This is a genomic window from Tenacibaculum aiptasiae (assembly GCF_008806755.1).
GTDB classification, from domain to species: Bacteria; Bacteroidota; Bacteroidia; order Flavobacteriales; family Flavobacteriaceae; genus Polaribacter; species Polaribacter aiptasiae.
This window is the reverse complement of the sequence record NZ_WAAU01000003.1, coordinates 445,201-457,613: the sequence shown is the minus strand read 5'-3', so window position 1 is coordinate 457,613 and position 12,413 is coordinate 445,201. Positions and strand designations below refer to the sequence as shown.

At 29.6% G+C, this 12,413-nt stretch carries 12 protein-coding genes; 3 read left to right on the top strand and 9 right to left on the bottom strand.

What is annotated here, in order from left to right; all coding sequences use genetic code 11:
- Positions 1–1,212, bottom strand: coding sequence for a lanthionine synthetase C family protein (locus tag F7018_RS02140; protein WP_175578616.1), 1,212 nt, complete (start codon positions 1,210–1,212; stop codon positions 1–3).
- Positions 1,213–1,260: 48 nt separating this feature from the next.
- On the opposite strand from F7018_RS02140, the gene F7018_RS02135 reads away from it, so the two are divergent.
- Together F7018_RS02135 and F7018_RS02130 are read left to right on the top strand one after the other, a co-directional pair.
- Positions 1,261–1,449 (top strand): hypothetical protein, encoded by a 189-nt coding sequence (locus F7018_RS02135; protein WP_150898326.1) that lies wholly within the window; start codon positions 1,261–1,263, stop codon positions 1,447–1,449.
- 110 nt (positions 1,450–1,559) lie between these two features.
- Entirely contained in the window at positions 1,560–2,069 is a 510-nt protein-coding gene (locus tag F7018_RS02130) for a DinB family protein (RefSeq protein WP_150898325.1), read from the top strand.
- Positions 2,070–2,133: 64 nt separating this feature from the next.
- On the opposite strand, the gene F7018_RS02125 is transcribed toward F7018_RS02130, so the two are convergent.
- From F7018_RS02125 to tyrS, 6 genes are all read right to left on the bottom strand, one after another.
- Positions 2,134–2,688 carry a DUF2911 domain-containing protein gene (locus F7018_RS02125; RefSeq protein WP_150898324.1) on the bottom strand — a complete coding sequence of 185 codons (555 nt, stop codon included), beginning with the start codon at positions 2,686–2,688 and terminating at the stop codon, positions 2,134–2,136.
- 78 nt (positions 2,689–2,766) lie between these two features.
- Entirely contained in the window at positions 2,767–4,011 is a 1,245-nt protein-coding gene (locus tag F7018_RS02120) for a PepSY-associated TM helix domain-containing protein (protein WP_150898323.1), read from the bottom strand.
- 64 nt (positions 4,012–4,075) lie between these two features.
- Complete coding sequence (locus tag F7018_RS02115) at positions 4,076–6,424, bottom strand: TonB-dependent receptor (RefSeq protein ID WP_150898322.1); 2,349 nt, start codon at positions 6,422–6,424, stop codon at positions 4,076–4,078.
- A 33-nt stretch (positions 6,425–6,457) separates the two neighbouring features.
- A complete protein-coding gene (locus tag F7018_RS02110) occupies positions 6,458–7,504 on the bottom strand; it encodes a transporter family protein (protein ID WP_150898321.1) in 1,047 nt (348 codons plus the stop codon).
- 87 nt (positions 7,505–7,591) lie between these two features.
- The gene (locus F7018_RS02105; RefSeq protein ID WP_150898320.1) at positions 7,592–7,909 is read right to left on the bottom strand and encodes a hypothetical protein; all 318 of its coding nucleotides are present in this window, start codon (positions 7,907–7,909) and stop codon (positions 7,592–7,594) included.
- 366 nt (positions 7,910–8,275) lie between these two features.
- Positions 8,276–9,568, bottom strand: a complete 1,293-nt coding sequence (gene tyrS / locus F7018_RS02100) for a tyrosine--tRNA ligase (RefSeq protein ID WP_150898319.1) — start codon at positions 9,566–9,568, stop codon at positions 8,276–8,278.
- Between the two features lie 62 nt (positions 9,569–9,630).
- Between tyrS and F7018_RS02095 the strand changes: the two genes are divergently transcribed.
- Positions 9,631–10,632, top strand: coding sequence for an NAD-dependent epimerase/dehydratase family protein (locus F7018_RS02095; RefSeq protein WP_150898318.1), 1,002 nt, complete (start codon positions 9,631–9,633; stop codon positions 10,630–10,632).
- On the opposite strand, the gene F7018_RS02090 is transcribed toward F7018_RS02095, so the two are convergent.
- Positions 10,622–11,077, bottom strand: coding sequence for a DUF4296 domain-containing protein (locus tag F7018_RS02090; protein ID WP_150898317.1), 456 nt, complete (start codon positions 11,075–11,077; stop codon positions 10,622–10,624). The genes F7018_RS02095 and F7018_RS02090 overlap by 11 nt on opposite strands.
- Complete coding sequence (locus F7018_RS02085; RefSeq protein ID WP_175578615.1) at positions 11,078–12,412, bottom strand: dihydroorotase; 1,335 nt, start codon at positions 12,410–12,412, stop codon at positions 11,078–11,080.
- Position 12,413: the final 1 nt, after the last annotated feature.

Genomic DNA, 12,413 nt, shown 5'->3' with positions numbered 1-12,413 from the left:
TTAACTTATTAATAAACACTCATCCCAATTCTTACTATCATTTGTCAAATAATTAATAATGGTTAAACCTATCCCTGCAACACCTTCTAATAAAGAAGTATCATTATAAGTTTCTCCATTAATTTTCATTTGTTTAAACCCTGCATATCCATCTTTATAGTTACCTTTTTCTAACCCGTCTTCAATCCAGAAATAAGCAGCTTCTTTAAATATTGCTTTCCTAGTTTCTTTATAAATTCTTTGAAAAATTAAAGCATTTCCAAAAGAACCATGGCATATCCCCACGTCTTTAACCAAGGTGTTCTTAAAATCTGTTCTTCTTGCTGAATGTTCCATTATTTCTAGAGATTCATTCATCAATTCATTATCACTTAATGCTTTCGATGCATACCATAATTTTATCCCTATTCCTAAATCTCCATAACACCAAGCTAATCTTCCACGAGTTATTTTCTCTGAATTTGTTTTTATCCACAGAGGAAATAGTGACAAACTATTTCTTTCTAAATTTTTAGTTCCCTTTACATACTCTATAGCTCCTTTTAACATTTGATATGAAGCTTCCTTAAAATCGTCAAACTCATAAAGTTTTGAAAGAATCCCTATTATACTAGGTATTCCATGCGACAAACCTAGGTTATAAACTTTCTCATCTTTATCATTAATTCTAATTATCGATTCCCATGCTAATTTAGTTTCATCAATCTCTATTGCAATTTTGTTTAAAGAAGAAAGAAAATCTAAAAGAATTTGTCTATATCTATTCTTTAGCTCTCTATTTTTAGTTCTTTTAAATTTCATTAAAAAATAATAAGCATACCCCAAACTTCCATGTAAAAAATCATAATTTCCTTTTTCCATTTCTAAAATCATAATTCCATATAAATAATTATCAATTTCAATAGGTAAACCTTCTTCTCCTTCTAAAAAACCCTCCTTATACAAATGCTCTAACACCCAACCAAAACCTGAAATCCCTACACAATGAGTAAGTCTAAAATCATTTTTATTTATTTTTTCCTCACACATCTCTAGCAGTTTCATTCCTTCATCAAAAGCATCTTCATCACCTATATATTTTGAATAATAAAAGTGAAAAAGTGAAATACCCGACAATCCGGATAGAACTCCTATTTCTATTTCATTTCTTTTATTAGCTACTAGTATTTGACTTATTTCATCTAACTTTTTTTCTAATCTTTCTTTTTTCAAAACTGAAATATTTTTCTATATTGGGCAATATTAAAAAAAACAATTATTATGAGTAAAAAAAAATTTAAATTAGACTTGAACAAAGAAATAATATCAGATTTACAAGCAAGTAAAATAAATGGAGGAGGGCCTACAGTCCTTAAACCAATTGATAGAACTTATGGTTCTATGTGTCGTATGTCATTTGAAGGAGTATGTACTTGGTCTGAAGGAACTGACGACTTAGGTAACAGATAAGTCATAAAAGACATTTATAACAATAATAGTGAATAAAAAACTTCACTTAATATAACATCACTTACTGTTTAATAAGTGATGTTTTTTAATTTATATTACTTTATATTTCTATGCTTAAGAACGAAATTGTTCCTGAAGAAGGGTACTCTAAATTGATAGGGATTTTAGTTTGTCAAATGATTCATGTAAGAAATGACACTATTAAACTAACAAAAAAACTATCTATAAAAGAATTAGATTATAATTTTGATGATAAAAGTAATAGTATAGGTACCTTATTATTACATATCGCAACTTTAGAATTTATGTTCTTATTAAATCATTTTTCATATTCCAACACATCCGAAGATTTATTTTTAGAACTTGGTAAAGCTGTACCTCTAAATATGGATAAAAAACTTATTTACGGCAACAACTTTGATTATTATTTAAATTATTTAAACATGTTTAGAAATGAATCTCTAAAAAATTTAAAACTATTAACAGATGATTGGCTTTTCAAAACAATTAAGGATCATAATGGTAAAGAATTAGGAAATTATTATTACTTACTAAGACACATTATTGATGATGAGATTAGTCATCAAGGTCAAATTAAATTAATTTTGAAAAGATTATAATGTTTTTGGTCAGAAAAATAATAGTCCTAATAATTATAATTTTACCGGACTATTATTTTTTAAGTTATTTATTCATTTTTCCATTTATTGGTAGCGATACAATTGTTTTATCCCAACCTAAATACATTATCAAATCGTTTTCTTTTCCTTCAAAAACAATTGAGAAGTTTTTAATCGTTTTTTTAGTTTTAGAAACTTTAGCCTTTACTCTTACAACATCATCACTTTCATTGTAAAAAAACGCTCCCCAAACATTTAAAGCAGTATTTAAAATTATTGTCCATTCTTTATCTCCTGGAATTGTAAACATTGAATAGGTTCCTGCCTCAACTGTTTTTCCTCCAAAATCCACATCTTTATAAAAAGTAATTTCGGCTGCTTCATTAGCTCCTGTTCTCCATATTTTTCCATTAGGAGCTAATTTTGACAATGATCTTTTTTTTAAATGTGGACGACTATAAATCACTTTAACTAACTTATCTAATATTCTAGATTTGCTAGGATACATAGCAGCGTCCATTGGACTCTTGTCTAATTTTGGAAAATTTTGTGCATTTACTTCATTTGAGAAAACTAAAGTAATTACAAAAACTAAAACTGTTAAAATAGTTTTTTTCATGAGGTACTTATTTAAGGTGAATTCTAATTATCAAAATTATATAAGCTAACGTAAAAATTCACTAAAATTATGTAAAATTTATTCATCTAAAAGTATACCAGACTTTTTGGATATGAATTCAAAAGCCACAATTAGCCCTAAACTAATTCCAAAAAGAGGTAACAATAATCCTAATAATAGCAACAAAACTATAACAACTGGACCTATTGTAAACTTTTTAGAAACTTTAGGAGTTCCTAGTTTCCCTTCAGGTTTTCTTATAATGTATGAAACTATTGCCCCAACACTCATAATAGTTAATAAAATTGCAACTCCAAACATTAGCCACCAATTCCAAACTCCAAACTGACCTTGGTGAAATGCCATTACCCACATTCTTCCCCTCATTAAAAAACCAACATCACTCCAATTATGTTTTTTTATCAACTTACTTGAATATTGATCAAAATGTAACATTTTTTGAGCTCCTAAATCAAATGTTTTGTTAGAAACACTAAACGTACTTTGAGCATTTTTAGGAAGCCCTATACTTACAACACCTTTCAAGTTTTGTTGTTTTGCAATTGCAACCATTTCATCTAAAGTTAAAGCTTTTCCTGAAACAACTGATGTTAATCCTCTTCCACTCCATGTTTTCGGATAACCTGTATTTGTAAACTTCTGTATTTTCTTAAAATTAGCACCAAAAACATCTGTCCATGGTAAGCCTCCTGCTAAAGTAATAAGCAATAATCCCGAAATCCAGAATCCAATTACTGCATGTAAATCTCTAAACAAAATTCTTCTTCCTTCTTTGAGTCTAATTATAAAAACTCCTTTTACACCTCTTTGAAATGGCCACCAAACATACAATCCTGTTATAATTAATACTATCATCCAACTAGCTATCAACTCAACTAGTTTTGTTCCTATTTTACCTCCTAATAATTCTCCGTGCAACTTTCTAATTGAATACATCCAAGTATCTTTTGGAGAGAATTTCCCAGAAACCTCAGCTGTATAAGGATTAACAAACAATGATTTTTTATGACTAAATCTACCCGAAACAAACTCAGTAGCTTTTTCTGAATTTAAAGACAATACCATACTATTGGGTTTCTTCTTCATTTGATTCTTTGCTATTTCCCATTGTTGTTGAAAAGAAATAGGTTTTTGAGATGTAACTTCTACATTTTCAAACTTCTCTTTTGCTACTTTTTCTATTTTAGGATTAAACAAATAAACCGCTCCTGTTATTGACAAAATCAACACAAAAGGAAGTGATATAATTCCAGCAATAAAATGCCATTTCCACAACCATTGATTTAATTTTCTATTTTTCATCTTGAATATTTTTTAACCTCATAGCTTTACTACTATGAGGTTAATTTTTAGCTATTACTTAGTATTAAAAGTTATATTTCACTCCAAAATGAAATGCTCTTGGATTACCAATACTATACGTATTTTGCTTACTCCATCTACTGTATGAAGCTCTAACTGCATAAAGTTTATCAAAAATATTCAATGCTTGTCCCCAAATTTCAAAATGCTTGTAAGTATAATTTGCTCTAAAGTTGAAAATGTTATGCCCTCCATATGTAGAAGTTCCTAAAATGTCTCCTCCAGAAGTATCTTTCCCTATTACAGCTTGCCCTTCAAAACTTGTATTATATTCTCCAATTTGCTCGTGTTCTAACGTTAAAAGCAAATCAGATATTGGCTTATAATTTAAAGAAGCTGTACTTATATAATTAGGAGCTGTTTGCATATCTGTATTAGAATAATCTACATTGTTTTCAAAAAATGACAAGTATTCATGTGTAGCATAACTTCCACTATAATTAACAAATAAATTAGGCAGCACATTATATCGTAGCCCTAATTCAACTCCCATAGAACGTGTTTTTCCTGCATTTTTTTGAATAAAATTTCCTGAAGTATCTCTAATAGAAACTAATCTATTGATACCATCTAATTGGTATATCGCTATATCTACCTTTAATTTCGATGGTATTGAATAATATGCTCCTAGTTCGTAATTATGAAATTCTGCTGGTTTTAAAGTAAATGCATTTCCTGTAGTATTCTTCCCATTTCTGAATAAAGTTCCCACTTGTGGTGGTGTAAATCCTTTTGAGTAATTAGAATAAATCCCCGCCCTCTTTGTTAAATTTAGATTCACTCCTAGCTTAGGTGAAAAGTTTGTATAGGTTACCTTAGTATCTTGAACTCCAGAATTAGGTTCATCTAAATTATCATAATCGTATGTAAAACCATCGTAACGTAAAGCTCCTGTTAGTTTTACTTTTTCTATGGGTGAAATTTCAAATTGTGCATATCCTGCATAATTAAATATATCTGCCTGATATTTTAAGATATAATCTCCATTTTTAACCGAGTAATCAATATTTTGAGCAGTAGCAACATCTACAACAACATCGATATTTTCTGCCTGATAAGTTTGAGGTGAAAAATCGGTAGTTGCTCCAACTATTAAACTAGATTTTGCAAAATTAAAATCGATTTTATGCTGAATTAAACCTACATAACTTTTAAATTTATTAGAATTGATTTCTCCTCTTCCAGTTCCATCTAACACACCACTAACTCTATTTTGTCTAATTCTGTATGATGGTATTTGATTCATTTCATTATTTCTGTAAATGAAATTGAACGATGTTTTATTAGATTCATTCCAATACTTATCTAATGTAGAACGAAATCTAAATGCTTTAGCTTCTCTTTCTGTAAATGTTTGATTACTTTCATAATTTCCATCTGTATAATTTTTCTCAGAAATAGAACCAGACATATCAGATCTATAATCGATATAAGTTAAGCTATTAGTCCATTTCAAACTTTCAGAAAAATCATTTACATTTTTAAATGAAACAGCTGTTTTTTCATAATCTGAATGTCCAACCACTCCATTATCTCTACGTATATGATGTCCTCCCACATAAAAACCATACTTTTCATTTACTGTTGTAGAGGCTTCTAGTTCGTATTTTGTTAGTCCCAAATCATTTATTTGAAACCCAACAGAACCTCCGAAGTCTTTTCTAGGATTTTTAGTAATAAAATTGAAGCTTCCTCCAATAGCTTCACTTCCATAAATACTCGATGCTGGTCCTTTTAACACCTCAACTCTACCAAAAGTTGTATTATTCATTTCCAATAATGCATTGTGATTAAATACTGCTACTGGACGTATTGGTAAACCATCTTCTACATATAAAAACAACGATTTTGTTGATATTGGCGAACGTGTTGCCATAAAATGCTGTTCGTTACTAGAAGCTTTTGAGGTGCTCATAAATACCCCCGGCACTTGATTTACTAATTGTTCTATTCCGAAAGCTTTGGTTTCTTGAATTTGTTTTTCAGTTAGTAAACCTATAGATGCCGAAACTTCTTGCCTCTTTTGTGTTTCTCTACTTGCTGAAACGATAACCTCTTCTAAACTTTCTATTACTTGCTTTAAAACAATAAGGTTATTATTGCTTAACTGCATTTTTTTTGTTTCATAACCTATACTTGATATTTGAACAGTTCCTTCTTCTAATTTTATAGAGAAATTCCCTTCAATATCTGTTATGGTTCCTTTGTTTTTGTTTGTTAATGATACAACTGTAGCTCCTACAATTGGATTATTTTGATTGTTTACTACTTTACCTTTGAATATTGTTTGTGAAAAACCGTTAAGTATAGGCAATAGTAACCCTAGGCATATAAATAATGCTTGCTTTTTCATAATGAAAAATAACTTGATATGTTTAATTAAAATCTATAAAGAATACTGTAGTCCCGCTGTAATTGTTTCTTTATTTTTTAACTGAATTCCGTTTAAGTTTTGATATAATGGAGTACTAAATTCAAATCCAAATCGAAGGTTTTTTAATGAACCTTTAAAAGCATATACATTAAAACCTAAACCTCCATTGATAAATTTCCCTCCAGAATTCATTGTATCTGCAGTAGTAACCATCATAGGATTTAAATTAGGATTTCTTCCATTAATTGAACTTACAATTAACCCTTCTAAACGAGCTGAAAAACTTAACCATTGGTGAGTTTTAACTGCAAACCAAGAATTTAAACTGTAACGATTTCCTAAAGAATAATCATACTTATTTTTCCCAAAACGATATGTTGCTTTTAACTGACTTCCCCAAGAAACAGTTTCTGCTTGCCCTAAGTATGTTAATCCTAAATCTGCATCATAAGTTCCACTTCCTATTTGCATTGGATATGGCAATTGAATTTTATTTGGATTTGACATAGGTGTTACATCTTTTGCATTTAATTCTCCTGTAGGAATAGAAATACCAACATTAGCGTGTAACGAACCTCTATTTTCGTTAATAAACTTATATAACATCCCAAGCTTTATATCTCCTAAACCAGACGAAGAAGTTGAAAAAGGCATGATCATTCCAGTCATCATGTTGCGCATTTGTAAATCCATATCGTTTTCTATATAATTTACCATTGTCATTAAAGTAACTTTATCAGATGGTGCATACATAGCTCCTAGCATATGCATTTTCATTGGCATTGAAAGTGGTGTAACCATATAACCAGCATTATGTGCTTCTGTATTTGAAATAGCGTCACTTCCTTTTTGTAATCCCTCCATATTCATATACATAAATCTATACGAAAACATTACCTCTCCTTTATGGTGGTAATGATCTCCCATTATACTTATTGGCGCATGACCATCTGGCCTATTAGATTTCCATTCGTTTTTATCTTCAGTTGCTTCTTGTGCGTTTATTATTTGTGATAAGGATATAAGAATCCCTGTAAAGATGATTTTTGATAATTTCATCAGTTATGTTTTTAAATTTTACAATAGTATTTTAGGCTATTTATCTATTAGGACAAATAGCTTTTATTAAAGGCGTTTATGCAAAATTTATATAGTAGGTGGATGGAAGATTGTATTTGAAAATAAATAAGAATACTTATTGTTGTAAGAAAACAATTGTTTTGCATTATTAAAAAGAACCTTTTCTTCTTTTACTGAAAGTAATTCAACAAAACCTATTGGGTATTCTTCTATATTTATTCGTAACGATTTAAAATCATCATCTTGTTGCTTTTCTAGTTTTTTCATTAATTGACATTTACCATTACATCCTAGGTTTGGTTTGTCTTTATTAATACACAAAACCTTCGATATATAATCGTAGTTTATTGCATACTCAACAAACGGTGTTATTGGTCGTAACATCGCAATTGTGTACAACAAAACAAATAAATATATACTTAGTTTTTGTAACAAAATGATTTTAAAATCTTGGAAGTGCAAAGATACTTTAAGTTGTTTTTTTTCTCAATAAAAAGAGGTAGAAATATTATTTTAATTTGTTCTAAATAAATTGCTATATTTGCACCAGATTTTAGAAATATGATTGTCTTTTATACTGAAAATAAAAAGGTTACACCAATTGTTCCTATTCAAAAAGAAACAGCATGCTCTACGGCTTGTGCGTCTAACTGTATAAAACCTAAAAGTAAGTGTTGCAATAAGTACCAAAAAAAAGGCATCAACTGTAAGCGATGCCCTTTAACTTTTAATGTAAAAATAGCTTCTTAATTAAGCTACTTTTAATAAGAAATAACTCTTTTTTCCACGTTGTAATAATATATACTTATCAGCAATTAAATCATTTGCTGTAATTACATAATCGTCTTTTACTTTTTCTTTATTAACAGAAACCGCATTTTCTTTTAAAGCTCTACGTGCATCTCCATTAGATTTTAAAAAGCTTGTTTTTCCCGCTAAAGCATCAATCATAGATAATCCTTCTGAAATATCTAACTTAGATACTTCTGCTTGTGGTACTCCATCAAAAACATCTAAGAATGTTTGTTCATCTAATGATTTTAAATCTTCTGCAGTAGACTTTCCAAATAAAATATTAGAAGCCGCTATCGCCTTATCATATTCTTCTCGCCCATGAACTAATACAGTAACTTCTTCTCCTAATCGTTTTTGTAAAATACGTACGTGTGGTGCTTCTTTATGTTCTTCAACTAAAGCATCTATTGTTTCTTTATCTAAGAATGTAAATATCTTAATATACTTTTCAGCATCTTCATCTGATGTATTTAACCAGTATTGGTAGAATTTGTAAGCTGAAGTTCTTTTAGCATCTAACCATACATTTCCTCCTTCAGACTTTCCAAATTTAGAGCCATCAGACTTTGTAATTAATGGACATGTAATTGCATATCCTTTTCCTCCACCAATTCTTCTAATTAATTCGGTTCCTGTAGTAATATTACCCCACTGATCAGAACCTCCCATTTGTAAAGTTGCTGAATTTTCTCTGTAAAGGTGTAAGAAATCATATCCTTGTACCATTTGGTAAGTAAACTCTGTAAAAGACATTCCTTCTTTAGATTCTGAACCAATTCGGTTTTTTACAGAATCCTTAGCCATCATATAATTTACTGTAATGTGCTTACCAACATCACGAATAAACTCTAAGAATGAAATCTCTTTCATCCAATCATAATTGTTTACTAAAATAGCAGCATTATCGGCATCAGATTCGAAATCTAAGAAATGTTGTAATTGTGCTTTTACACATTCTTGATTATGACGTAATGTTTTTTCATCTAATAAATTACGCTCCGATGATTTTCCTGAAGGATCACCAATCATACCTGTTGCTCCACCAACTAAAGCAATTGGTCTATGTCCACATCTCTGATAATGTGCCAATAACATAATAGGAACTAGGTTACCTATGTGAAGTGAATCTGCTGTTGGATCAAAACCAACATAAGCACTACGCATTTCTTCTAGTAAATGCTCTTCTGTTCCAGGCATGCTATCATGTAACATTCCTCTCCATTTTAACTCTTCAATAAAATTTTTCATCGTCATAAATTTATCAGTCAGCAAAGATAACTTTATCAACCAAAAAAAGCTAAATTCGCTTTATGATTTTAGTTACTGGGGGAACTGGGCTTGTTGGCTCACATTTATTATTCAATTTAGTTCAAAAAGAAAAAGCTATAAGAGCTATATACAGGACTGATGAAAAAAGAGAATATGTAAAAAAAATATTCTCTTATTATACCGAAGATGTCGATCAATTCTTTTCTAAAATAGAATGGGTAATTTCAGATATTACTGATGTTTTTTCACTTGAATCCGTTTTCAAAGGTATAACTGAAGTATATCATTGTGCTGCATTGGTTTCTTTTGACCCAAAAGACTATAGAAAAATGCGTCAAGTTAATATTGATGGTACTGCCAATATGATTAATTTTTCTATTGAGAATAATATTGAAAAGTTCTGTTTTGTAAGCTCTATTGCTGCTGTAGGGGATTCTATAAATGGTAAACCTATTAATGAAGAAAATGAGTGGTCGGATAATAATGACAATAATGATTACTCTATTACAAAATATGGTGCTGAAATGGAGGTTTGGAGAGGAAGTCAAGAAGGATTAGATGTGGTAATTGTAAACCCTGGTGTTATTTTAGGAAGTGGATTTTGGAGTGAAGGTTCTAGCAAATTATTCTCGCAAGTTTATAATGGTTTTAAGTTTTACACTGAAGGTATTACTGGTTTCGTACACGTACAAGACGTTGTAAAAACTATGATACTATTAATGGAATCTAATATTAAAAACGAACGTTTTATTTTAGTTTCAGAAAACAAATCGTTTAAAGATATTTTATTTTCTATTGCTGATGGTTTTAATAAAAAAAGACCATCAATTAAAAGTAGTAAATTATTGATGGCTATTATTTGGAGATTTGATTTGCTATTAACCAAATTAACTGGAAAAAAACCTTTATTAACTAAGAATTCAGCTAAATCGTCACTTAATAAATCTTATTATACTTCTCAAAAAATAGAAGATGCATTTAATTTTAAATTTGCTAAAATTGATGCAAGTATTTTAAAAATTTGTAAAGACTTTATTCTTTAATTTCTTTACTTATTTTTTTGTTCTTAGATAGTTTTTCGTTTTTCTCCTCTAATTTTAATGACATCTTTTTTTGAGGCTTTGTTTTATTATTCAATGAGTCTTGAATTCGTCGCTGCTTTAAAATTGATTTATGAATAGAATCTATTCTGAACTTAACTTTTCCAAGAATGGCTGTATACTCTTCGATTTTAGAAGTATAGTAATCATTACTTTTATCAAAACGAGTACTATCTATCTTATACTTCTCATATACCAAGAAAACATAATTTTTTTCCTTTTTTAAAAACTTATTCTTAACGTTTTTAGCTGATGAAGCAATATACATATCGGTTAACAAGGAAATCATAGAATCCTTAGGTATTAAATCTTTAGGCTTTTTGTATATAGTATTACTAGTACAAGAAGCTAAAAATAAAAGAACTGTTATGTATAAAAATTTTTTCATTTATTTATTGAATTCTAATCGAGCTCCTTTTATCTGCTCATCAAAAACACCGTTATCGTACATTAAATTCCCATTGACAAAGGTATGAGTTATTTTATTTGAAAACTCAGTTCCTTCAAATGGAGACCATCCACATTTGTATAGTATATTATCTTTAGAAACCGTCCATTTTTCGTTATCAACTAGTACTAAATCTGCATAGAATCCTTCCTTTATAAAACCTCTTTTATAAACTTTAAAAAGTTTTGCCGGATTATGACACATTTTCTCAACAGCTTTTTCTATAGGTAGTACTCCTTCTTTTACTTTCTCTAAAATTGCCAAAACCGCATGCTGAACTAGAGGTCCTCCACTTGGTGCTTTCGTATACACATTATCTTTTTCTTCTAAAGTATGTGGGGCATGATCTGTAGCTATTACATCAATTCTATCATCCAATAAGGCTTTCCATAACCCATCTTTATCTTTTTGAGTTTTTACCGCTGGATTCCATTTTATATGCGTTCCTTTTTTATCATAATCAACATCTGTAAACCATAAATGGTGCACACAAACTTCTGCTGTAATTTGTTTTTCTTCTAAAGGAATATCATTTCTAAATAAATGAGTCTCTTTTTCAGTTGATAAATGAAAAATATGTAAACGTGCTCCTGTTTTCTTTGCTAGTTCTATAGCTTTTGAAGATGAAAGGTAACAAGCTTCTTCACTTCTAATGATTGGATGGTATTTTACAGGAATATCATCACCATATTTTCCTTTATATTCTGCAGTATTTTTTCTAATCGTTGCTTCATCTTCACAGTGTACAGATATTAGCATATCAGTTGAAGAAAAAATCTTTTCTAAGACTTCTTCATTATCTACTAACATATTTCCTGTTGATGAACCCAAAAATAATTTAATTCCTGCTACATTTTGAGAATCTGTTTTTAACAACTCTTCTAAATTATCGTTTGTTCCTCCAAACATAAAAGAGTAATTAGCATATGAAGTTTTTGAAGCTATCTGAAACTTTTCTTCTAATAATTCTTGAGTAGTTGCTTGTGGTACTGTATTCGGCATTTCTATAAAAGAAGTGATTCCTCCAGCAATTGCAGCTTTACTTTCTGTTGCAATATTTGCTTTATGCGTTAAACCAGGCTCACGGAAATGCACTTGATCATCTATCATACCCGGAATTAAATATTTTCCTTCAGCGTTGATTACCTCAGCACCGGACGTATTAATAATTTCCTCAGAAACTTGTTTTATATAATTTCCTTCTATTAAAACATCTCCTTTGAAAACCTTGTTTTCGTTAACTATGTTTGCGTTTTTAATTAGATATGATTGCATA

What these genes read in the sequence shown, in the direction of transcription:
- F7018_RS02115 (WP_150898322.1), bottom strand. Translation starts at nt 6,424, where the DNA reads ATGAAAAAGCAAGCATTATTTATATGCCTAGGGTTACTATTGCCTATA.
- tyrS (WP_150898319.1), bottom strand. Translation starts at nt 9,568, where the DNA reads ATGAAAAATTTTATTGAAGAGTTAAAATGGAGAGGAATGTTACATGAT.
- F7018_RS02090 (WP_150898317.1), bottom strand. Translation starts at nt 11,077, where the DNA reads ATGAAAAAATTTTTATACATAACAGTTCTTTTATTTTTAGCTTCTTGT.
- F7018_RS02095 (WP_150898318.1), top strand. Translation starts at nt 9,631, where the DNA reads ATGATTTTAGTTACTGGGGGAACTGGGCTTGTTGGCTCACATTTATTA.
- F7018_RS02125 (WP_150898324.1), bottom strand. Translation starts at nt 2,688, where the DNA reads ATGAAAAAAACTATTTTAACAGTTTTAGTTTTTGTAATTACTTTAGTT.
- F7018_RS02130 (WP_150898325.1), top strand. Translation starts at nt 1,560, where the DNA reads ATGCTTAAGAACGAAATTGTTCCTGAAGAAGGGTACTCTAAATTGATA.
- F7018_RS02105 (WP_150898320.1), bottom strand. Translation starts at nt 7,909, where the DNA reads ATGTTACGACCAATAACACCGTTTGTTGAGTATGCAATAAACTACGAT.
- F7018_RS02110 (WP_150898321.1), bottom strand. Translation starts at nt 7,504, where the DNA reads ATGAAATTATCAAAAATCATCTTTACAGGGATTCTTATATCCTTATCA.
- F7018_RS02135 (WP_150898326.1), top strand. Translation starts at nt 1,261, where the DNA reads ATGAGTAAAAAAAAATTTAAATTAGACTTGAACAAAGAAATAATATCA.
- F7018_RS02085 (WP_175578615.1), bottom strand. Translation starts at nt 12,412, where the DNA reads ATGCAATCATATCTAATTAAAAACGCAAACATAGTTAACGAAAACAAG.
- F7018_RS02120 (WP_150898323.1), bottom strand. Translation starts at nt 4,011, where the DNA reads ATGAAAAATAGAAAATTAAATCAATGGTTGTGGAAATGGCATTTTATT.